Below are 22,688 nucleotides of genomic sequence, written 5' to 3'. Positions count from 1 at the left end.
ACAGTTGGGCTGCCGATGGCCAAAATGGCGCGGATGTCAGACCGAAATGGCGTCATGGCGGAACTGGTGCCGATCATGGCGGCCGTCTTCACCGGCTTCCTGCTGATCGGCCTGGCGCTACCCGTCCTGCCGCTGCATCTTCACCAGCAGCTCGGCTTCGGCCCCTTCGCAGTCGGGCTGGTGACGGGCAGCCAGTTCGTCGCCTCGATGCTGTCGCGCATCGGGGCTGGAAACTATGCCGATGGACGCGGCGGCAAGCGCGCCGTCGTCGTCGGCCTCGTTGCCGCTGCCCTTGCCGGGCTATTTTACCTCGGCTCGCTGGCATTGCTCGACCGGCCGGTAGCGTCCGCATCGGCGCTGTTCGCCGGACGGGCGGTGCTGGGCGCGTCCGAGAGCTTCATCATCACCGGCGGCGTCGCCTGGGGCCTCTCCGTTGCGGGCGGACAGAACTCCGGAAAAGTCATAGCCTGGGTGGGCACGGCGATGTTTGCGGCGCTCGCGCTGGGGGCGCCGGTCGGATCTGCGCTTTATGCGGCGAGCGGTTTCACCGCGATCGCGCTCGCGACGATCATCCTGCCGCTGGCGACGCTGCTTGCCATCCTGCCGATGCGCGGCACCAGCGCCGCCTCGGGCAGCGTGCCGCAGTCATGGAGGAGCGTGGCGAAAGCGGTCTGGCTTCCTGGCGTCGGAGCTGCTTTCAGCAGCCTCGGCTATGGTGCTATTCTGGGCTTCGGCGCCCTGCTCTTCGCCGAGCAGGGCTGGCAGCCGGTATGGCTTCCTTTCACGGCCTATGCTGCGTCTCTGATTGTGGCAAGGCTGTGCTTCGGCCACCTGCCCGACAGGCTTGGAGGCGCACGCGTCGCCGTGATCTTCGTTGTGGTCGAGGCGGCAGGGCTGATGCTGATCTGGCTTGCGACCGGGCCTGTTGTCGCCGCGATCGGAGCGGGCCTGGCTGGCCTCGGCTACTCGCTGGTCTATCCCGGCCTCGGCGCCGAGGCCGTAAGCCGTCTTCCGTCGCGCAGCCGCGGCCTGGCCATGGGACTCTACACCGTCTTCCTCGACGTGGCGCTCGGCTTCGGCAGTCCGGCGCTCGGCCTGGTCGCTGCGTCGACCGGGCTGCAATTCGTCTTCTTCGCCGTCGCGGCGGCGACGCTTCCGGCGTTGGGCATCGCTCTGCTGCTGGGTCGCCGTAGCGCTCCATTATAGACAGCTCGCCGGCGCCGTCCGCATGAGGTTCGCTCATAGTCTCTTTCCGGGTCGCCACTGAGGCTGAACCCCTGCCCCGCAAGGGTCAACGAGGCCCGGCAAATCCCCGCCCAGACACACTCCAGAAACAAAATTCAACAGTTCGGAAAAACCGGCGAAAAGATCGGGTGGCATAAGCTTCCCCGTCGGGATTCCGGGCACTTCCTTTTTGGAAGCCCTCCACCAACAAAATCGCAGCGGCGGCGCAGTGCCTGCTCCAGCGGCGGCATGAACAGCCGGGCGATGCCCGGCGAGGACGAGAAAGTATGGACATGGACTACGATATCGCCGAACTGGACAGCGACGCGGCAATGCCGATCGGCGGCCTGCCAGGCATCGATGCGCTGGCACGGATCGCTCGCGGCCCGACAAGGGACGGCCAGGTCCTGACGGGCGCCGACTTTGCCCTGCAGCCGGGTGAGCGGCTCGATACGGTGTTCGAGCAGCTCGCCGTGACATTCGCCACGTTGCCGGCGGTGATCTCCGACGGGCGCGTGTGGACCTATCAGGAGCTGAACAGCCGCGCCAACCAGTTCGCCCGCATGCTGATCAAGCACGGCGTGCGGCCGGGCCACCGGGTCGGGCTCATTCTCGACCGGTCGGCGGAGACCTATGTGGCGTTGCTGGCGGTGATGAAGGCGGGGGCTGCCTTCGTGCCGCTGGCCACCGCGTTTCCGCAGGAGCGGATGGCGCTGATCATCGAAGACGCCGGCGTCAGCATGATCGTCACCATCGCCGCCTATGCGTCGCGCGCCGGTCAACTGCCCGTTCCCCATGTACTGATCGACAGCGCCGCCGCCGACATCTCCACACAGTCGCCCGCGCCGCTGAAGCAGCAGGCGAACGACGACATCTGCTACATCCTCTATACCTCGGGCACCACCGGCAAGCCCAAGGGCGTGGTCATCACGCACCAGAGTTTCGTCAATTTCATACACGTCGCCGCCGCCTCCTATGGCTACCGGCCGGGCGACCGGGTCTATCAGGGCATGACCATTGCCTTCGACTTTTCCTCCGAAGAGATCTGGGTGCCGTTCGTCGCCGGCGCGACGGTGGTGCCGGCACTTGGCCAGATGCCGCTGGTGGGCGAGGAACTGGCGGATTTCCTGCGCCTCCATGACATCACCTGCATGGCCTGCAGCCCGACATTGTTGTCATCGATGACATCGGATGTGCCCAGCCTGCGCACGCTTTTGGTGGGCGGCGAGGCCTGCCCCCACAATCTGGTGGTGCGCTGGTCGAAGCCGGGCCGGCAGATCCTCAACACCTACGGGCCGACCGAGGCGACCGTCACCGCAACGATGGGGGCGCTGACGCCGGACCGTCCCGTCACAATCGGCGCGCCGTTGCCGACTTACTCGATCGTCATTCTCGACGCTTCGCTGCCGCAACTTGCCGAGCCCGGTGAACTGGGCGAGATCGGCATTGCCGGCATCGGGCTCGCCGTCGGTTATCTGAACAGGCCGGACCTGACCGACCAGAAATTCATCGCCGATTTCGTCGGCCTGCCGAACAACCCGTCGCAGCGCATCTACCGCACCGGCGATCTTGGCCGGATCAACGATAGCGGCGAGATCGAGTATGCCGGGCGCATCGACACGCAGGTGAAGATTCGCGGATATCGCATCGAGCTCGGCGAGATCGAGGCGGTGCTGCTCGACCAGCCCGAGATCGCGCAGGCCGCCGTCACCACCTGGGAGATCGAGCCCGGCCGCGTCGAACTGGTTGCCTATTACGCGCTTAAAACCGGCGTAGCGGCGATTTCCCGAGGGGATCTCGCCCAGACGATGAAGCGGCGGCTGCCGGACTATATGGTGCCCGCCTATCTGGAGGAGCTGCCCGCCATCCCGATGACCGTCTCCAACAAGGTGGATTTGCGCCAGCTGCCCAAGCCGACGAGCATCCGGCTTTCGGCCGATCGCACGATGGTGCCGCCCGCCAATGAGGACGAGCGTTTCCTGGCGGAAGCGCTGGCAACGGTGCTGAAATTCGACGCGGTGTCGGTCGAGGACCACTTCTTCGACGATCTCGGAGCCAATTCCTTGCTGATGGCGCATTTCTGCGCGCGCGTGCGCACCAGGAAGGAATGGGCGACGACGTCGATGCGCGACATCTATCTCTATCCTACAGTGGCGCGCCTGGCGCTGCATCTGGGCGTGGAGATGACGACGGCCACCAACGAGCCGGTCCTCACCCGCCGGGCCTCGAATTTCGCCTACTGGACCTGCGGCGCGGCGCAGCTTTCGTTCTACGGCCTCTACAGCTACGTGGCGCTCTGGGCGATCAATGACGGCCTCAACTGGATGTATGACGCGCTCGACGATCCGCTGCAGCTCTATATCCGGTGCGTGGCGCTTTCGGCGGCCGTGTTCTTCGGCATGTCGGGCTTTGCCGTCATTGCGAAATGGGTGCTCATCGGCCGCTGGAAGGCCGAGGCGTTTCCGATCTGGGGCGTGCGCTACTTCCGCTTCTGGGTGGTCAAGACGTTGATCCGCACCGCACCCGTCGTGCTGTTCCGCGGTAGCCCGCTCTACAGCCTCTATCTGCAGCTGCTCGGCACCAAGCTGGGCAAAAACGCCGTCATCGAATCGAAGTCCGTGCCCGTCTGCACGGATCTTATTTCCATCGGCGCCAACACCATCCTGCGCAAGGAATCGATGATCCTCGGCTTCAGGGCCCAGTCCGGTTATATCCACACCGGGCCGCTGACCATCGGCCGCGATGCCTTCGTTGGCGTCGGCTCCACGCTCGACATCGACACCAGGATCGGCAACGGCGCCCAGCTCGGCCATTCGTCCTCGCTGCATCGCGGGCAAAGCATTCCCGACGGCGAGCACTGGCATGGATCGCCGGCGGTGCCGACCACGGCGGACTATTGCAAGGTGCGCAATGTCAATCCTTACCAGGTCCGGCGCTTCCTCTATGAAGCGCTGCAGCTGATCGGCCTGTTTGGCCTCGTCACCCCGCTGCCGCTCCTGTTCCACAGCTACTGGGAATATGTCGGCGACGACTATCAGGAGACGATCGGCCTTGTCGCAATCGGCACCACGGTCACGCTTTTCGGCTATATCGCGGCGGCTTTCCTGGCAGCGACGCTGGTGCCGCGCCTGACCAGCCTCATCTTGAAGCCGGGCCGCACCTACACGCTTTACGGTTTCCGCTACTGGCTGCAGACCGTCGCCGAATTCGCCAGCAATTCCCGCGTGCTCGGGCTCCTGGCCGGCGACAGCTCGGCCGTCGTGCACTACATGCGCGCCATCGGCTGGAACCTCAACAGAGTGGTGCAGACCGGCTCCAATTTCGGCTCCAACCAGCAGCACGAAAATCCGCTTCTGTGCGAGATCGGCACCGAGACCATGGTCTCGGACGGGCTGTTCATGATCAACATGCACAAGTCCGCCTCGGCCTTCAGGCTCGAGCCGACGCGCATCGGCGAACGCAACTATCTCGGCAACAACATCTATTATCCCCCGGACGGCCGCACCTGCGACAACGTGCTGCTCGGCACCAAGGTGATGATCCCCATCGATGGGCCGGTGCGCGAGAATGTCGGCCTTCTCGGTTCGCCTGCGTTTGAAATCCCGCGCATGGTGAACCGCGACAAGGAGCTTATCGCCGGCGTCGACGAGGCCGACCGGCGCCGGCGCATCCCGCACAAGAACCGCCACAACCTGGTGACCATTCTTCTGTTCCTGGCAACGCAATGGGTCATGCTGTTCGTCACGCTGGCGATCTGGGACCGGGCGCTAAACTACTATACGGAATGGGCGGAGGTCGCCCTGTTCGCCGCCGTGCTTTTGACCTCGGCGATCACCATTCCGTTCTACATTCTGGTCGAGCGGGCAAGCCTTGGCTTTGGCCGGTTAAAGCCGCAGATGACGACGATCTACGACGTCGCCTTCTGGCGCCACGAACGCCACTGGAAGCTGGCGGATTCGCCGATCGTGCGCCTGTTCGCCGGCACGCCGTTCCGGCCGATGATCCTGCGCCTGCTCGGCGTCAAGGTCGGCAGCCGGGTCTATGATGGCGGCAGCAACCTGACCGAGCGCTCGCTGGTCGAGATCGGCGACGACGTCACGCTCAACGAGGGCTGCGTCATTCAGGCCCACTCGCTGGAAGAAGGCGCGTTCAAGTCCGATTTCATCCGCATCGGCGATGGTTGCACGCTCGGACCTTCCGCCTTTGTCCACTACGGCGTGGTGATGGGCAAAGGCTCGATGGTCGACGCGGACTCCTTCGTGATGAAGGGCGAAGAGCTGGAGCCCAACTCGATCTGGCGGGGCAACCCGGCCAAGCTGCATCGCTTCGTCGAGCCGGTGCCGGAGGATGGCGTCAAGGCAACGGCTTGATGAGCGCAGACATCCGCCTCGTTTCGGTGACTGCGGCCAACCGGGCTGTGGTCGCGGCCCTGGAGCTGGCCCCGGATCAGATGGATTTCGTCGCCAGCAATGCGGAGTCGCTGGACGAAGCCGAAACCGACGGGGACGCTCGGCCGCGCGTCGTCATGACAGGGGATCGCGTCGTCGGTTTCCTGATGTACGAGGCGCCGCAGGACGACGACGAGGCGCGGATCTACCGCTTCATGATCGGTCGCGTCCATCAGGGCCAAGGCTACGGCAAGGCCGCTTTGCGCGAAGTGCTGGATGAAATCATGCGGCTCGGCCACATCAGCCACGTTTCGATCTGCTACGAACCTGGGAATGAAGCGGCGCGCCGCCTCTATCGCGCTGCCGGTTTCGTCGAAGAAGGGCCCGACGAGGACGGGGAAATGATCGCCGACCTCGCTCTGCGGGGCGAACAGCCATGACGCGCCCGCCCGATGCCGGTGCCAGCCTGTCGGCGCATCTGCTGGCGGCGATGGCCGCCATGACGCCGGCCGGCGTTCGGATCGGATGCCGCACGATCCGCGAAGGCGATGAGAACCATTTGCTGCCGCAGGAAGCACGCTCCATCCCGTCACGCCTGCCGCTGATGCGGCGGGCGAGTGGCGCGGCGCGGTGGATCGCGCACGAGTTGCTGGCGGATATGGGCTTGAACGACGTCGCTATCCTCCGCGGCTCCTCCGGCGCACCGGTATGGCCTCATGGAGTAACGGGGTCGCTGGCTCACGACGACGAGATAGCCGTGGCGGCCGTCGCGCCGCTCTCCCACGTCGCCTCGCTCGGCATCGATATCGAGCCCGCTTTGCCCCTGCCCGACGACATCTTCGCGCTGGTTGCAGTCCCCGCTGACCGGATCGACGCAACCGACCCGTATCTTGCCGGTCGCATCCTTTTTGCCGCCAAGGAAGCTGTCTACAAGGCCGCCTACCCGCTTGATGGCGAAGTGCTGGGCTATGAGGACATCACCGTCGATCTCGACGCAAGCGACGCTGTGACGAAGACGGGCCGCAGAGCGAGACTGGTTTACTGCGTTGCTCCGTGTGTGGTCGTTCTGGCGTTTGTCGATGGTGTCCGAAGCGCCCCCCTTTAAGCGCGATGGGCCAGCGCCCGACAGCAACGCCTGCTCAACAAAGCGCTTTTTTCGCAGAGCGGTCGCAAAAGGCTCACACGGTTCGTCCTTTGACAGAAGAAGGAGAGCGCCATGAGAAACCTTATTATCACCGAGTTCATCAGCATCGATGGCATCGCCGAGGTCGAGAAGCTGCCCAGCGTGACCTGGAACGATGAGATGCAAAGGTTCAAGGAGGACGAGCTTGCCGACAGCGGGGCCATGCTTCTGGGGCGCACGACCTACGAGATTTTTGCCGGCTCTTGGCCCAAGGAAACCGGAGACTTCGCCGACCGGTTCAATGCGCTGCCGAAATATGTCGCGTCGACAAGCCCGAAGGCACTCGACTGGAAACCGGCCGAGTTGCTGAAGGGTGTGTTGCCGGAAGCGGTTCGGGCGCTGAAGCAAGGCAGCGACGGCAACATCTATGTGCATGGCAGCCTGAGCGTCGCGCGGGAATTGCTGCGCCATGGTCTGGTCGATCGCGTCAGGCTGCTGAGCTACCCTGGCTCCGTCGGGGAGGGCAAGAAGCTGTTCCCGCCCGATATGCCGGTGGCGTTGGAGCCGATCTCGACCGTACAGTTCAGCAATGGCGTGGTGGCGCTGGAATATGCGGCTGGGAAGGTGTGAGACGCTGGTGGTGTAATCTCCCCCTTGGGGGAGATGTCGCCGAAGGCGACAGAGGCGGTTGGTCCGTCCTGACTCAACCTCCTATCGACCGTAGGAGGTCTAGCTTCAAGCGAGACGACCCCCTCTGGCCTGCCGGCCATCTCCCCCTCGAAGGGGGAGATCGGCAGCTCACCCTGCTTTCTTCCCCCGCTTGCCCTTGCCACGCGCCTCGACCACTCTTTCCACCTCGCGCTTCAGTTCGTCCTTGACCTCCTGCGTCTCGGCCAGCAGCGTGTCGATCTTCATGAAATCGAGCACGCGGTATTTCGACACCGGCGGGCGGATCAGTATGTCGGGGGGGCGCTGGTTCAGCTTGTGGGCGATGATCGACTGCATCATCAATTGCGTGGCGCCATACATCAGGTCGACCGTGGTCGGGTGCTTGCGCTCGGCCTCGCTCGGCGCGCCGACGACGTCGATCGCGATGATGATGTCGGCGGCGTTTTCGATGAGGTCGAACGGCACCGGATTGTAGATGCCGCCGTCGATCAGCACGCGGTCGTCGCGCGTCACTGGGCGGAACACGGCGGGAATGGCAGCCGAGGCGGCGAGCGCCGAATGCAGGTCGCCCTCGTCGAAGACGGCCAGCTTGTGACCGAAATAGTCCGTCGCCGTCACCTTCAGCGGGATTTTCAGCTCGGCGAAGGTTTCCGGGATGGCTTCCGGCAGGAACGCCTTCAAGATGCGCTCTATGTTGAACTGGCTGACGCGGATGCCGCCCTGCATCGCCTCGGCGATGGTGCCGGGACGCGAGCGCCACATGCGCGCCGCCACCTCGGCGCGGCGGCCGAGGATCGAGCGGGCGTAGTCCTCGATGTCCTTGCCGCTCATGCCCGAGGCCATGCCGGCGCCCATGATGGCGCCGATCGAGGAGCCGGCGATGGCCACGGGCTTGATGCCGAGCTCGTTCAGCGCCTCGACGATGTGGATATGGGCGAGGCCGCGCGCGCCGCCGCCGCCAAAGGCGATACCGAAGGTGGGGCCCGAGGTGGAGCTCGTCATTTGCCCTCCAGCTTCGGCCCGATGCTCATGATCGCGGGCGCCGGCGTCAGCAGCTTCTTCGCCGCTGCCTTGACCTGATCGAGCGTCACACCGTTGATGAGCGCCGCGCGGCGCTGCACGTAATCGATGCCGAGATTGTCGAGTTGCAATTCCACCAGGGTCGCGGCAATGGCGCTGGAAGAATCCAGATTGCTGATAGCATAGGAGCCGACCATGTATTTCTTGGTGGCGTCCAGTTCGGCCTCGGTCGGCCCCTCCTCGGCCATCTTCTTGACCACCTCCTTGACGATGCCGAGCGTCTCGGCGGCGCGATCGGAACGCGTTGCGGTGGTGATGATCAGCGCGTTGGAATGCTGGTGATCGACCAGGTTGGAATCGACGGAATAGGCCAGGCCGCGCTTTTCCCGCACCTCGTCATAGAGGCGCGAGGTGAAGGTGCCTCCGCCGAGAATCTGGTTCATCAGCACCGCGGGGAAGAAATCCGGCGCATCGCGCTTCACACCGGGGTAGGCAAACTGCAGCGAGGTCTGCGGCAGGTCGTAGTCGACCTCGAGCTGCTGGCCCAGCTTCAGTTCGGTATCGGCAACCGGTTGCAGCACCTGCTTTTCCGGCAGATCGCCGAAGACCTCATCGAGCTTCCGTTTCAGCGTCGCGGCATCTATGTCGCCGACCACCGCGACATGCAGGCCGCTGCGGGCGAAATTGGCCTTGTGGAAGGCAGCCAGATCCGCCGCCGTGATGGTGGCGATGCTGTCCTTGGTGCCCTGGTCGGGCCTGGAATACGGATGTTCGCCATAGATCGCGCGCAGCCATTTGGTTTGCGCGACGGTGTTGGGGTCACGCTCATTGGCGATGATGCCGGACAGGATCTGGGCGCGGATGCGGTCGATCGGCGCCTGGTCGAAGCGCGGGCTGGTGACCGCCAGCCTTAGCAGGTCGAAGGCCGCGTCCTTCTGCTCGGCCAGCATCCGCATCGCGCCATAGGTGCCGTCGCGCGCCGCTTCGAAGCCCATTTCGGCGCCGGCATCGTCAAGCTTGATCTGGAAGGCCTCGCTGTCGAGGTCGCCGGCGCCCTCGTCGAATAGGCCGGTCATCAGATTGACCAGCCCTTCCCGCCCCGCCGGATCCTGCGTCGAGCCGCCATCGAAGACGAAGCGGATGGCGACGATCGGAATGGAGTGGTCCTCGACCAGCCAGGCATTGACGCCTTTCGATGAGGTCACCGGCTGAATGTCCATCGCGTGCGCGGCAAGCGCCGGCAGGATGAGGAAGAAGATGCCGAGGAACAGTGTGGCGAAGACGTGGAGAACCGCGATGCGCCTATGAGTAATCGCATCAGGCCATTGATCGCCAAGGTCAGCTCCGCCCCTCATCGCGCTGCCGGGCACTTCTCCCCGTATAGTGACGGGGAGAAAGGGTCTCGCCGCGACACTGGCGCTCTTCTTACGACGCTGATGGTTGGCGAACTCGACGATGACAGCGCCCCTCTCCCTGTCACTATAGGGGGAGAGGATGCCGGCAGGCAGGTGAGGGGCAGCGCTAACGCTCAATCTCGTCATCATCAATTCCCCGCCTGTTGCTGCGGCAAGAGATAGCCGGTCGTCGTACGATCGAGCAGCAGATAGCGTGCGGCGACCGCCTTGATCTCATCGGCGGTGACCTTGCGAATGCGGTCCGGCCATTCCTGGATATCCCTGACGTTGCCGCCGGTGGCGAGCTCGGCGCCGTAGAGATTGGCCATCTCGTCCTGCTTGTCGCGGGCGAAGATCATGGCCCTGATATAGCGGGCCTTGGCCTTCTCCAGCTCGTCCGCGGTGACGCCGTCCTTGACGATGCGGGCGATCTCGGCGTCGACGGCCGCCTCGACGTCGCTCAGCTTGGCGTCGCCGCGCGGCGCGCCATAGACGGTGAAATTGGTGGCGTCGAGCATCGTACCCTGGAAGAAGGCGCCGGTCGCCGATGCGATGCCTTGCTTGACCACGAGTTGCTGGTAGAGCCTGCTGCGGCTGCCGCCGCCAAGGATCTCTCCCAGCAGGTCGAGCGCCTCGGCCTCGCCGGGTTTTGCCGTGTGGTAGGACGGAACCACCCATTGCGTCGAAAAGCTCGGCACCGAAACGCGCCCATCGGTGAGCGTCACCGTGCGCTTGGTGTTCTGCTCCGGCTCGACCGGGCGGATGCGCGGGGGCAGGTCGGGACCGCGCGCGACCTTGCCATAGGTTTTTTCGGCCAGCGCCTTCACGACCTCCGGCTCGACATCGCCGGCCACGATCAGCACCGCATTGTTGGGGCGGTAGTATTTGTCATAGAAGGCAACCGCATCGGTGCGGTTCAACTGCTCCATCTCCTGCATCCAGCCGATCACCGGAATGCGGTAGGGCTGGTTCTGCCAGAGCGTCGCGTCGACCTCTTCGTCGAGCACCGCCTGCGGATTGCTGTCGATGCGCGAGCGGCGCTCTTCCAGGATCACGTCGCGCTCGGTCTTGATGACCTCGTCGGTCAAGATGAGGTTGCGCATGCGATCGGCCTCGAAGCTCATCATCTCACCAAGTGCCGAGGGCGCCACCGTCTCGTGGAAGGCAGTGTAGTCATATGAGGTGAAGGCGTTGTTGGAGCCGCCGATGGCCGATATGGCGCGGTCGAACTCGCCCGCGGCGTGGTTGGTCGTGGCCTTGAACATCAGGTGTTCGAAGAAGTGCGCTATGCCGGACTTGCCTGGGGGCTCGTCGGCGCTGCCGATCTTGTACCACACCATATGGGTGACGATGGGGGCGCGATGATCGGGAATGACCACCACCTCCATGCCATTGTCGAGCAGGAAGTTGGCCACCTTGCCATCATCCGCGGCCAGGGCGGGGCCGGCCATGGTCAGCGCGGTGGCGAGCAAGGCTCTCCGCAGCCATTCAGTATGAAATGTCATTGATGGCTCCGGTTGTTATCGCGCGACGATAGGCAAGGTTAGCCGCGGAGGCAAAGTGAATTGTGCGTCATTTTGAAGGCGCCGGTCGCTCCACCCTTACGCAAGCTCGATGAACCGGACCACCGTCTCGCCGTAGTTTCGTTCATCAACCACCGAGAATTCCGGCCCAATCTCGAAGGGCGCCGAGGCGGCTTCCTCGACCACGCAGAGCGCGCCGGGCAGCAACCAGCCGCCATCCCTGGCCGAGCGCAGGGCGCGCTCGCCAAGGCCCTTGCCATAGGGCGGATCGGCGAAGACCAGGCCGAATGCCGCAAGCGTACCGGCCTCACCCAGGGCGGTCGCGTCGCGGCGGAAGATCTTGGTGCGGCCGGTAAGGCCAAAAGCTTCGACATTGGTGCGGATCAGGCCGCGTCCTTCGGCCGATTCTTCGATAAAGACGCCATAGGAAGCGCCGCGCGACAGCGCTTCGAGGCCGAGAGCGCCGGTGCCGGCGAAAAGGTCGAGCACACGCGCGCCGTCGAGCTTGTCGGCAAAGCGGTGCGCCAGCACGTTGAAGACGGCCTCGCGGGCGCGGTCGGTCGTCGGGCGGATGGCATGGTCGCGCGGCGTCGCCAGCGGACGCCCGCGAAATTGGCCGCCGACGATTCTCATTTATGCCCGGGTCTCATTTAAGGCCGGATCTCATTTAAGTCCCGGCATCATCTGGTCCTCGGGCCCTTGGGACCGTTGCGTGGCCGCTCGCCGCCCCGACCGCCATCCGGACGCTCGCCACCCGGCTTGCCGAACGGCTTGGCTCCGCCCGGCTTGCCATAGGCCGGCTTGCCATAGGACGGCTTGCCATAGGACGGCTTGAACGACGCCTTGCGCGCCTTGGCCTCAGCCGCCTTGGCGGCATCGGCTTCCGCCCTGCCCTTGCCGATCGGACGCGCGCCCGGCGCCATCCAGACATTAGCCTTGCGCTGGCCCGGCGGATCGATCGGCCGCTGCTCGCGCTCGGGCTTCTTGCCGCCGCGCGGTTTGTCACCAAAGGCGCCGCGCGGCTTGTCGCCGAAGCCTCCACGGGGCTTGTCGCCAAAATCGCCGCGCGGCTTTTCGCGAAACTCGCTGCGCGGCTTGTCCGAAAACTCGCTGCGCTCGGGTCTCGGGCCGCGTTCGCCAAAGCTCTTTTCCGGCCTCGCGCCCCTTTCGGGACTGGTCGACAGCTTGCCGAGCGCTTCGTCGCGGCTGCCTTCGCGGCGCTTGCGGTTCTTGATAAGACCGCCCTCGCCGATCGGCCGATGGTCACCCTCGCGGGTGACTTTCGGCCGTTCCGGCTCCGCGTCACGCTCTCGCCGCACCGGCTGGTTGGAAAACGGCTTGATGATCTCGGCGTCGAAATTGGCGCCGGATTCCTCGACCAGTCGCTCGCCGAGCTGGTCGCGCAAGACGCGGCCCTTGATCTCCAGCACATGGCCTTCGGCGAGATCGTCGAGCTGGAACGGTCCGTAGGAGATACGGATCAGCCGCGTCACGTCGAGGCCGAGCGATCCAAGGATGTTCTTCACTTCGCGGTTCTTGCCTTCGCGCAGGCCGATCGTCAGCCAGGCGTTGGTGCCTTGTTCACGATCGAGCGTCGCCTCGATGGCGCCGTAGAAGACGCCGTCGACGGCAATGCCTTCACGCAGGCCTGCGAGCATGCTTTCCTCGACCTTGCCATGAACGCGCACGCGGTAACGGCGCAGCCAGCCAGTGGCAGGCAGTTCGAGCACGCGCGACAGACCGCCATCATTGGTGAGCAGCAGCAGGCCTTCGGTGTTGATGTCGAGGCGGCCGATGGTCATCAGCCGTGGCAATTCGGCCGGCAGCACGTCGAACACGGTCTTGCGGCCCTCGGGGTCGCGGTTGGTGGTAACGACGCCGGCCGGCTTGTGAAACAGGAACAGGCGGGTGCGCTCGATCGGCGGGATCTCCATGCCGTCGAGATGGATGATGTCGCCCGGCATGACGTTGAAGGCCGGCGAGGTCAAAGCCCGGTTGTTGACCTTGACACGGCCCGCCGCGATCAGGTCTTCGGCGTCGCGGCGCGACGCCAGGCCGGCGCGGGCCAACCGCTTGGCGATACGCTCGCCGGCTTCTTCCGCATCTGCCGGACGCGGGCGCGGCTTGAAGGCGCCGCCAGATGCTTGCGGCCGGTCACCACCGAAATCGCGCTTGGGGCGATCGCTGAAGTCACGCTTGGGACGATCGCTGAAGTCACGCTTGGGACGATCTCCGGCGTCTCGCTGCGCGCGATCGCCCAAATCGCGCTTTGGTCGGTCGAAACGCTTTTCGCCTTCGGCAGCCACCGGCCGGTCGCCGCGTGGTGCGTAAGGCTTGCGTGGCCCTTCGCGCTTTTCGAAAGGCTTGCCTTCGGGACGCGGCCCCTTGCTGAATGGCCGATCGCCGCCCTTGAAATCGCGCTTTGGCCGCTCGCCATCGGCCGCAACCGGCCGATCGCCGCGCGGTGCATAAGGCTTGCGCGGCCCCTCGCGCTTTTCATACGGCTTGCGTTCACCCTCGGCCGCCATAGGGCGATCCCCACGCGGCGCATAGGGTTTGCGCGGCCCTTCGCGCTTTTCATACGGCTTGCGCTCGCCTTCGGCTGCCATCGGTCGGTCACCGCGTGGTGCATATGGCTTGCGCGGTCCCTCGCGCTTTTCGAAAGGCTTGCCTTCGGAACGCGGACCTTTGCTGAATGGCCGGTCGCCACTTTTGAAATCGCGCTTGGGCCGCTCGCCCTCAGCCGCTGCGGGCCGGGCGCCTCGCGGTGAATAGGGTTTCTTGGCCCCGAAGGAGGGTTTGCCGCTTTTGCCGGCGGCGCCATCGCGGCGCGGCCCCGCGGCTCCAGGGCCGCTTTTGCCCGGGCCTTTGTGGCGCGGAGATTTCTTGTCGTTGTCGTCCATGTGGCCTTTGCCTTGTTGCGCTGCTACAGCGTGGCGCATCCTTTCGGACGCGCAAAGGACGCTATAGCACTTTGATTTGGCGCATGATCATTTCCGAAAATCTGTTCCGATATTCGGGTTGACGCGCTCCATAACAGGATCACCGCCAAGTGGCGAGGAGATAATCGGAATGGAAACCGCTTGAAGCGGCCGGATTTCATGGCGCTGGCGCTGAAAGAGGCGCAAGCCGCCGCCTTGCGCGGAGAAGTTCCGGTTGGCGCCGTCATCGCCAGCGGCGACACGGTGGTGGCATCCGCCGGTAACCGCACTCGCGAACTTGCCGATCCGACGGCGCATGCCGAAATGCTGGCCATCCGCGCGGCCTGCCAAACGCTCTCTAGCGAGCGGCTGACCGGCCACGACCTCTATGTGACGCTGGAACCCTGCGCCATGTGCGCAGGCGCCATTTCCTTCGCCAGGCTGCGCCGGCTCTATTTCGGCGCGGCCGACGAGAAGGGCGGCGCGGTGGTCAACGGCGTGCGCTTCTTCGCCTCGCCGACTTGCCACCATAAGCCCGACATCTATCCGGGCATGGCCGAGGCCGACGCGGCGCTGCTGCTCAGGGAATTCTTTCGGGAAAGACGCGAAACGTAGAGCCTTCAGCTACCGAAGGCGACGGTTCCTACCAGGAGGGCAGCCAGTCGAAGAGCCCGCCGCTCTTGCCCTTGGCGGCCGCTTCCTTCTTGAGGCGGCGTTCCTTCTTGTATTCATCCTCGCCGAGTTCGCCCTGCGGCGCCGTGTCGGAGGCAGCCCGATAGGCCAGAGGCGGCTCGCTCAGGTATCTGCGAGTGTTGGGATCGCCCTGCTTTTGCTCTGCGGTGCGGCGCTGGATCTCGGCGGCGCGGCCCTTGTCTGAATCCTTCGGCGACCAGGCCGGGGGGTGGCTTGAGCCCGAATCCGCCAGCGCCTTCTTCACGGAAGCCGGATCGGTCTGCACGTCGTCGACGATCCCCGACTGATAGGACGGGTCGTCCTGGTGGGCAGTGGCGTCGGCACGCAGGCGGGCGCGGCGCTGCTCGGGCGATTCGGGCCAATCGGTGCTCGCCGTCTCGATGCTTTCCTGAGGCGGCGGCAGCACTTCCTTCTGCCCCGGCGCCGGCTTTACCAGCTCCGGACGCGGCCTGTAGTCGATCTGTTCCTTGTGCTTGGGCGTGATCGCGAAGGCGCCGGAAAGGTCGCCCGCAAGCTGCTCGCCAGCCGTCTTGTCGGTGCCGTAGGTCGGCGAACCCATGCAGCCGGACAGAGCGAGGCCGGACGCGACAAGCGGCGCCAGCAGCGCAACGCGCACGGAAGTTCTGTCGATCATGCCAAAAAGTCCCACTCTAGACAGCCTCTCGATCGTCACCGGCCGAAGGCCCGGTCCCCATCGTCCACGCTCTTGCGACGGAATTCCGGCGACAATTTGTCTTCCGGAGTTTCGCGTGTTTATCTCAACCACTCGTTAAGGGCAACGCGCGGGCGCTTTTCACCCGCCCGCCGTGGCATTTGTGCACCGGCTTTGAGCACTCACAAACGTCCCAGAGCCTTGAGTTCATGCAGCACGCCGGCATCGCGGGCAGACACGTCGGGGAATTCCACGTCCTGCCCGACATCGGCGGTATAGCGCCACGAACGCGCGCATTTGACCAAGCCGCGGTCCTCGGCCTTTTCGACCACCACCGCGACACCTTTGACATCGTCGAGCGCAAAGGCGCCTTCCGGCGCCTTACCGTGGGCGATGACGAGACCGCTGGTGATCGCCATTTCGGCCATGTCGACATCGGCGATCGCGGCTTCAAGCGCGGCATCGTCGAGGGTCACGACCGGCACGGCTTCCAGCGAGGCACCGATGACCTTCTGAGCGCGTGCGATCTCGAGCGCGCCGGTGACGACTCGGCGGACCTGCCGCACCTTGCGCCATTTTTCCGCCAGTGCCTCGTTCTTCCACTCGGCCGGAATCTCGGGGAACTGGTCGAGATGCAGCGAGACAGCATCCGGATGACGGTCGAGCCAGGCTTCTTCCGTGGTGAAGGGCAGCATCGGCGCCAGCCATTTCACCAGGCAGTCGAAGAGGTGGCGCACCACTTGCACCGAGGCCTTGCGCTTCACGCTGCCGGGCCCCTCGCAATAGAGCGCGTCCTTCCTGATGTCGAAATAGAAGGCCGACAGCTCGACCACCATAAAGTCCAGCAAAGTGCGGGTGATGCGTTTGAACTCGAACGCGTCGTAGCCCGAGCGCACGACCTCATCGAGCTCGGCCAGCCGATGCAGCATCAGCCGCTCCAGCTCCGGCATCTTTTCGAGCGGCACTTCCTCGCCATCGTCATGGGCGAGCGTGCCCAGCATCCAGCGGATGGTGTTCCTGAGCTTGCGATAGGCATCGATGTTGGTCTGCAGCACGTTCTTGCCGAGACGCTGGTCTTCCCAATAGTCCGTCGTCACCACCCACAAACGCAGAATGTCGGCGCCGGACTGCTTGATGACGTCCTGCGGCACGACGGTGTTGCCGAGCGATTTCGACATCTTTCGCCCCTCTTCATCCATGGTGAAGCCATGGGTGACGACGGTGTCGTAGGGCGCCCTGCCCCTGGTGCCGCAGCTTTCGAGCAGCGAGGAGTGGAACCAGCCGCGATGCTGGTCGGAGCCTTCGAGATAGACGTCGGCCGGCCATTTCAGGTCCGGACGGTCTTCTAGCGTGAAGACATGCGTCGAGCCCGAATCGAACCAGACGTCGAGGATGTCCATCACCTGCTTCCATTTGGAGGCATCATGATTGCCGAGGAAACGCTCCTTGGCGCCGGCAGCGAACCAGGCGTCGGCGCCTTCCTGTTCGAAAGCATCCATGATGCGCTGGTTGACGGCTTCGTCCTTCAGCACGTTGCCATCCTCATCGGCAAAGACGGCGATCGGCACGCCCCAGGCGCGCTGGCGCGACAAGACCCAATCCGGGCGTTCCTCGATCATGGCGCGGATACGGTTCTGGCCGGCCGCCGGCACGAAGCGTGTGTCGTCGATCGCCTTCAGCGCACGGCTGCGCAACGTCGTGCCGTCGCCGAGGTCCTTGTCCATATAGACGAACCATTGCGGCGTGTTGCGGAAGATGATCGGCTTCTTCGACCGCCAGGAATGCGGGTAGGAATGCTTCAGCCGGCCGCGCGCGAACAGCGCGTTGCGCTTGATCAGTTCGTCGATGACCGCCTGATTGGCATTGCCCTTCTTGCCGTTGTCGTCGATGACGCGCGCGGCGCCACCTTCACGGTCCGGGCCGAAGCCTGGCGCGTCTCTGGTGAAGAAGCCGGCGTCGTCTACAGTGAAGGGGATGGCAGGGTCGATGCCACGTGCGCGCAAATCCGATGCTGCATCCATCCAGGCATCAAAGTCCTCGCGGCCATGGCCGGGCGCGGTGTGGACGAAGCCGGTGCCGGCGTCGTCGGTGACATGATCGCCGGCCAGCATCGGCACGGCGAATTCGTAGCCGCCGCCGAGACCTTTGAAGGGATGTGAAAGTGTAAGGCTTCCAAGCTCTTCGACCGAAACGCTGCGAAGCCGATTCAAGGTGACCTTGGCCTTGGCCGAGGAGTCTTCGGCAAGCGCATCTGCAAAGATCAGCTTTTCACCGGGCTGTGGACCGAACGAATTTTCGGCTGCTGTAACTTTATAAAGGCCGTAGCCGATCCGTGACGAATAGTTGACGGCACGGTTGCCGGGGATCGTCCACGGGGTTGTCGTCCAGATGACGACGTGGGCGTTGTCCAAAAGTGCAACGCTTTCCGGAACGCGCATGGACGGTGCAGCGTCTGATGCAAAGTGCTCAACGCTCCAAAATCCTGACACAACTGGAAACTTCACCCAGATCGTGTCGGACTCATAGTCCTGGTATTCGATCTCGGCCTCGGCCAGTGCGGTGCGCTCGACCACGCTCCACATCACCGGCTTGGAGCCGCGATAGAGCTGGCCGGACATGGCGAACTTCAACAACTCCCCGGCGATGCGCGACTCCGAGTGGAAAGCCATCGTCGTATAGGGGTTCTTGAAATCGCCGACGACGCCGAGCCGCTGGAACTCGCCGCCCTGCACCGTGATCCAGTTCGCGGCGAAGTCGCGGCATTCCTTGCGGAACTCGTTGACCGGCACCTCGTCCTTGTTCTTGCCCTTGGCGCGGTACTGTTCCTCGATCTTCCATTCGATCGGCAGGCCGTGGCAGTCCCAGCCGGGCACGTAATTGGAGTCATAGCCGCGCATCTGGAACGAACGGGTGATGACGTCCTTGAGGATCTTGTTCAGCGCGTGGCCGATATGGATGTTGCCATTGGCGTAGGGCGGGCCGTCATGCAGCACGTATTTTTCGCGGCCGGCGGCCGCCTCGCGCAGCTTGGCGTAAAGGTCCATATCCTGCCAGCGCTTGACCAGCAGCGGCTCTTTTTCAGGCAAGCCGGCGCGCATCGGGAAATCCGTCTGCGGCAGATAAAGCGTCTTGGAATAGTCGATCGTTTCAACAGTGTCGGTCATTGGTCTGCCATATGCATTGCCCGGCGGGCGTAAAAGCTCGGGCGTGAACTATCATGATTGGAAAAGCGCGAGGGGGCGCGCAAAACTCCCGGCGGCTCCGGCGGCGCTCAGGCCGCCCGGAACACCGGGCCTGTAATTCGTATCGTCAGCGCGCGAACGCGTGAAAAGCTCGTCATTCCCGGGCTTTTAGCGGAGAAAGCCGTAGGAATAAAGCGTCTCTTGTTCGATTCACTTACATCGCGAAGTCGAAGCGATAGGTGGTCGAGACGCCGACCGTGAACTGGTTACGGTCGCCGCGCTCCTTGACCAGGCTGGAATCGGCGGCCGGGCCTATCAGGCGCGCATATTCGCCGAACAGGCTGGCGGTCATCGGGTCGGTGACCTTCCAGGTGATGGCGCCGCCGAGTCCGGTCGATTTCAGGCCGCCGCCAGGATGGTATTCGCTCAGGCCCGAGGCCACAGCCTCCTTGGCGTTGACGCCATAATAGGAGTGGAAATAGCTCGATGAGGCAAAGGACACGCGCGGGCCTCCCGAAATCCTGACCGTCGGCGTGATATCGTAGAAGGCATCGGCGGCGATGTCGGCGACAAAGCCATTATGGGCACGAATGCCGTGGCGCAATTCGGCGCGGGCGCGCAACCAATCCGTCGGGTAGAATTCGAAGAAGCCGCCGACCTCACCGCCCCAGCGCACCGGGCCGAGGCCCTTGAGTTCATCCTTGCTGTCGCGTGAAAACAGGAACTTTCCGGTCAGGCCGGCGCGGACGCCGCCATCGTCGACCAGCGCCAGCGAGATGTTGTCGTTGCGCGAGGTAAAGCGCGCGGCCGGGCCGGCCTTGCCCAGCGAGATGATCGGCGATGCGCTGAGCAGATAGCTGTTGGAGCCCTCGAATTTCGGCGCGACCATACCGGTGGCGCCAAGCGTCAGGTACCAGTCGCCCGAGAGCCAGCCGGAAGTACCCTCGCCCGCATTTGCCACAGTGGGCGCACCCAGCATGATCGCCGCCACAACCGCAGACATTTTCCTGACCGGACTCATGGTCACTCCACTAACACAACACAGCCGCGCCCTGCCCCAGCTTTGACGGCCGTTTGGTAAAATTTGATTTAAATCCGAGACAGAGATCGCGGCTTGGGAGCTGCCCGGCATCGCTGGACGGGTGCCGACGCCGGGATTAACCTCAGCGACGGCGACAAGCCAGGCGATCTTTGATGCAAGTGACTTTGAGGAGATGCGGCTATGACCCTGCACGGTGACACCCTGAAAGACGCGATCGGCCGGACACGAGACAAATGGGGATGGTTCGTCGCGCTCGGCGTGCTGCTGCTCATCTTCGGCGGCATTGCCTTCGGCAATCTGTTCATCGCCACCGTCGCCTCGGTCTATGTCGTGGGCTGGCTGATGCTGATGGCCGGCATCATCGAGATCGTGCATGCCTTCGGCGTGAAGACCTGGAGTCGCTTCTTCTATTGGCTGCTCAGCGGCCTACTTTATGCCGTTGCCGGTTTCTTTGCCTTCGACAATCCGCTGCTGGCCTCGACGGTGCTGACCTTGCTGCTGGCGGTGGCGCTGGTCGCTTCAGGCGCGCTCAGGGCCTGGGTCGGCTATAGCCACCGACCGGAAAAGGGCTGGGGCTGGGTCGTCGCGGCGGGCCTGATCAGCGTGCTGGCGGGGCTGACCATCGCCATGGGCTGGCCGGTCAACAGCCTGTGGGTGCTCGGCCTGTTCCTGGCCATCGACCTGATCTTCCAGGGCTGGAGCTTCATCGCTCTCGGACTGGCGTTGAAGAAGTAGGGGCTTGAAGAGGTAAGCGGCCGGAAGGCTCAAAAAGCGATGGCGCCGTCCAGATCCGAAAGCGGCCTGACGCCGGCCAGCAGCGCGCGCGCCTCCGCCTCGTCGCGCTTCATTTGTGCCACCAGCCCATCGAGCCCATCGAACTTCACCTCGGGACGCAAAAAGCCGAAGAGCGATACGTCGCAGATCTCGCCATAGAGATCGCCGGCAAAGTCGAAGACGAAGGTTTCGAGCAGCGGCGCGCCATTGTCGTCGACAGTCGGGCGACGCCCGAAGCTGGCGACACCATCATAGAGCGTGCCGTCGGCGCGGCGAAAGCGGACGGCATAAATCCCTTCCTTCAGAGTCGTTTCCGGCGAAAGCCTCATGTTGGCTGTCGGGAAGCCGAGCGTGCGGCCGAGCTGCTGGCCGCCGATCACTTCGCTTTCGACGGTGAAGCGGTAGCCGAGCAGGCCTGCGGCCTCGGCGACCTCTCCCTCGCAGAGCAGCTCGCGGATACGGCTCGACGACACCACCTCGGCGCCCTCGTCGCGAAAGGCGTCGACCAGGGTGACGCCGAAACCATGGCGCTCGCCTGCCGCCATCAGAAACGCAGGACCGCCCTGCCGGTCCTTGCCGAAGTGAAAATCGAAGCCGGTCACGGCATGGGTGATGCCGAGGTTCGTCTCCAGCACATCGGTCACGAAAGCCTCGGCCGACAGGCCGGCAAAGGCGCGCGTGAACGGCTGTTCGACGAGTGCGGCAAAGCCCAGATGCGACAGCAGCCGCGCCTTCATCGGCGGCGGCGTCAATACGAACAGCGGCATATCGGGCCTGAACACCTTGCGCGGATGCGGGTCGAAGGTCAGCACTAGCGCCGGCACGCCGCGCCGCCCGGCTTCGGCAAGCGCGCGATCGAGCACCGCCTGGTGGCCGCGATGGACGCCGTCGAAATTGCCGATCGCCACCACGCCGCCGCGCAAATGCGGCGGCAGCGGCGCGGTTGCTGAAATGTGTTCGAAAGCTGCGCTCATGCAGCAACCCTACCGCAGTCTCGGAATGACGGCGACCGGCCGGTAGCCGTGCTTTTGCAGAAAGGCTGCAAGCCTGGCGGGGTCCGGCTGCATGGGATCGCCATAGTCGCGCGCGTGAATGCCGCCCGAGACGTAAAGCACGTCGATGCCGTTGTCGGCGGCGCCCTTGACGTCGGTCATCATGCCGTCGCCGATGGCCAGCACCTCGGTGCGCGCGACGTCTCGGCCGAGAAGCACGGCGACCTCCCGCAGCGCTACGTCATAGACCGGCGCATAAGGTTTTCCGGCGATCAGCGTGCGGCCGCCAAGCTGGGCATAGTCGCGCGCCAAGGCGCCGGCGCACCAGATCATGCGCTCGCCGCGTTCGACCACGATGTCGGGATTGGCGCAGATGAAAGGCAGGTTCCTGGCGCGCAGCCGGCGCAGCAGATCGGCGTAATCCTCAGGCGTTTCCACCTCGTCGTCGAACAGCCCGGTGCAGACCGCGCCGGAGGCCTCGAACTCCTCGACGAGCTCGACGTCCAGACCGTCATAGAGGGTGAAATCGCGGTCGGCGCCGATATGGAAGATTTTTCGTGGGCCTTCGGCGATAAGGTCGCGGGTCACATCGCCTGAGGTCACGACGCGGTCGTAGGCGGCGGCGGGAACGCCGATCGCATTCATCTGCGCCACCACATCGGCATTGCGGCGCGGCGAGTTGGTGATCAGGACGACCGGGACCTTCGCCGCACGCGCGGCGGCAAGCGCTTCGGCAGCCGCCGGAAAATGCCATTCGCCATTGTGGATCACGCCCCAGACATCGCACAGGATGGCCGAGTAGGCGCCCGACAAATCCGCGAGCGAGCCGATGATATCAGGCGAATCCGCCATGCCGTTTACCTGCTGTGACGATCATTGCGAGAGCTGCAGCCGACGGTCCGCCGCAACCGGCCCCGCATTAACCGAAGCGTTTCATCCTGTCACCAGCTTTTCGGCACTTGCCAGGCTGTTGCGCAACGGGCTGATCGAAGGTTGCACAGGCAGGAACCACCCTTCTCCGAGCTTCGGTCTATCGAAACAATGTCGCACCGCTGATCACCAGGGCCGAGTGGTTAACGAGCCTTGAAAAG

The 22,688-nt window shown here is 64.3% G+C and carries 17 protein-coding genes; 7 read left to right on the top strand and 10 right to left on the bottom strand.

Going from position 1 to position 22,688, the window contains the following annotated elements; translation table 11 throughout:
• The first annotated feature begins 24 nt into the window (after window positions 1-24).
• From NKK52_RS06095 to NKK52_RS06075, 5 genes are all read left to right on the top strand, one after another.
• On the top strand, window positions 25-1,206 hold the full coding sequence (locus NKK52_RS06095; protein ID WP_245263079.1) for an arabinose transporter: 1,182 nt from the start codon (window positions 25-27) through the stop codon (window positions 1,204-1,206).
• Window positions 1,207-1,511: 305 nt separating this feature from the next.
• The gene (locus NKK52_RS06090; protein ID WP_023682964.1) at window positions 1,512-5,594 is read left to right on the top strand and encodes a Pls/PosA family non-ribosomal peptide synthetase; all 4,083 of its coding nucleotides are present in this window, start codon (window positions 1,512-1,514) and stop codon (window positions 5,592-5,594) included.
• The gene (locus NKK52_RS06085; protein ID WP_023682965.1) at window positions 5,594-6,052 is read left to right on the top strand and encodes a GNAT family N-acetyltransferase; all 459 of its coding nucleotides are present in this window, start codon (window positions 5,594-5,596) and stop codon (window positions 6,050-6,052) included. Before NKK52_RS06090 ends, NKK52_RS06085 begins: the two co-directional genes overlap by 1 nt.
• Window positions 6,049-6,717: a 4'-phosphopantetheinyl transferase family protein gene (locus tag NKK52_RS06080; RefSeq protein ID WP_023682966.1), complete on the top strand. Its 669-nt coding sequence runs from the start codon at window positions 6,049-6,051 to the stop codon at window positions 6,715-6,717. Before NKK52_RS06085 ends, NKK52_RS06080 begins: the two co-directional genes overlap by 4 nt.
• Before the next feature lie 111 nt (window positions 6,718-6,828).
• Window positions 6,829-7,365: a dihydrofolate reductase family protein gene (locus NKK52_RS06075; RefSeq protein ID WP_023682967.1), complete on the top strand. Its 537-nt coding sequence runs from the start codon at window positions 6,829-6,831 to the stop codon at window positions 7,363-7,365.
• A gap of 168 nt (window positions 7,366-7,533) precedes the next feature.
• Here NKK52_RS06075 and NKK52_RS06070 read toward each other — a convergent pair whose 3' ends face one another.
• The 5 genes from NKK52_RS06070 to NKK52_RS06050 form a co-directional block, all read right to left on the bottom strand.
• Window positions 7,534-8,406: a patatin-like phospholipase family protein gene (locus NKK52_RS06070; RefSeq protein ID WP_023682968.1), complete on the bottom strand. Its 873-nt coding sequence runs from the start codon at window positions 8,404-8,406 to the stop codon at window positions 7,534-7,536.
• On the bottom strand, window positions 8,403-9,779 hold the full coding sequence (locus NKK52_RS06065; protein WP_084633954.1) for a M16 family metallopeptidase: 1,377 nt from the start codon (window positions 9,777-9,779) through the stop codon (window positions 8,403-8,405). The genes NKK52_RS06070 and NKK52_RS06065 overlap by 4 nt, the downstream gene beginning before the upstream one ends.
• A gap of 188 nt (window positions 9,780-9,967) precedes the next feature.
• Window positions 9,968-11,323, bottom strand: coding sequence for a M16 family metallopeptidase (locus NKK52_RS06060; RefSeq protein ID WP_023682970.1), 1,356 nt, complete (start codon window positions 11,321-11,323; stop codon window positions 9,968-9,970).
• Between the two features lie 96 nt (window positions 11,324-11,419).
• Complete coding sequence (gene rsmD, locus NKK52_RS06055; RefSeq protein ID WP_023671544.1) at window positions 11,420-11,974, bottom strand: 16S rRNA (guanine(966)-N(2))-methyltransferase RsmD; 555 nt, start codon at window positions 11,972-11,974, stop codon at window positions 11,420-11,422.
• A gap of 47 nt (window positions 11,975-12,021) precedes the next feature.
• Complete coding sequence (locus NKK52_RS06050; protein ID WP_023682971.1) at window positions 12,022-14,244, bottom strand: pseudouridine synthase; 2,223 nt, start codon at window positions 14,242-14,244, stop codon at window positions 12,022-12,024.
• A gap of 180 nt (window positions 14,245-14,424) precedes the next feature.
• Here NKK52_RS06050 and NKK52_RS06045 point away from each other — a divergent pair, with 180 nt between their 5' ends.
• Window positions 14,425-14,877, top strand: coding sequence for a nucleoside deaminase (locus tag NKK52_RS06045; RefSeq protein WP_023682972.1), 453 nt, complete (start codon window positions 14,425-14,427; stop codon window positions 14,875-14,877).
• 28 nt (window positions 14,878-14,905) lie between these two features.
• On the opposite strand, the gene NKK52_RS06040 is transcribed toward NKK52_RS06045, so the two are convergent.
• From NKK52_RS06040 to NKK52_RS06030, 3 genes are all read right to left on the bottom strand, one after another.
• Window positions 14,906-15,589 (bottom strand): hypothetical protein, encoded by a 684-nt coding sequence (locus NKK52_RS06040; protein ID WP_023682973.1) that lies wholly within the window; start codon window positions 15,587-15,589, stop codon window positions 14,906-14,908.
• A 200-nt stretch (window positions 15,590-15,789) separates the two neighbouring features.
• Window positions 15,790-18,771 (bottom strand): isoleucine--tRNA ligase, encoded by a 2,982-nt coding sequence (gene ileS, locus NKK52_RS06035; protein ID WP_023682974.1) that lies wholly within the window; start codon window positions 18,769-18,771, stop codon window positions 15,790-15,792.
• Window positions 18,772-19,003: 232 nt separating this feature from the next.
• Entirely contained in the window at window positions 19,004-19,810 is an 807-nt protein-coding gene (locus NKK52_RS06030; RefSeq protein ID WP_023682975.1) for a MipA/OmpV family protein, read from the bottom strand.
• Between the two features lie 201 nt (window positions 19,811-20,011).
• Between NKK52_RS06030 and NKK52_RS06025 the strand changes: the two genes are divergently transcribed.
• Entirely contained in the window at window positions 20,012-20,566 is a 555-nt protein-coding gene (locus tag NKK52_RS06025) for an HdeD family acid-resistance protein (protein ID WP_023671535.1), read from the top strand.
• A gap of 29 nt (window positions 20,567-20,595) precedes the next feature.
• Here NKK52_RS06025 and NKK52_RS06020 read toward each other — a convergent pair whose 3' ends face one another.
• Together NKK52_RS06020 and NKK52_RS06015 are read right to left on the bottom strand one after the other, a co-directional pair.
• Complete coding sequence (locus NKK52_RS06020; RefSeq protein WP_023682976.1) at window positions 20,596-21,579, bottom strand: bifunctional riboflavin kinase/FAD synthetase; 984 nt, start codon at window positions 21,577-21,579, stop codon at window positions 20,596-20,598.
• A 9-nt stretch (window positions 21,580-21,588) separates the two neighbouring features.
• Window positions 21,589-22,449: a TIGR01459 family HAD-type hydrolase gene (locus NKK52_RS06015; protein ID WP_023671533.1), complete on the bottom strand. Its 861-nt coding sequence runs from the start codon at window positions 22,447-22,449 to the stop codon at window positions 21,589-21,591.
• Between the last annotated feature and the right edge of the window lie 239 nt (window positions 22,450-22,688).

It is taken from the genome of Mesorhizobium sp. C277A (assembly GCF_040324395.1).
GTDB lineage: Bacteria > Pseudomonadota > Alphaproteobacteria > Rhizobiales > Rhizobiaceae > Mesorhizobium.
This window is presented reverse-complemented; position numbering and strand designations above follow the sequence as displayed.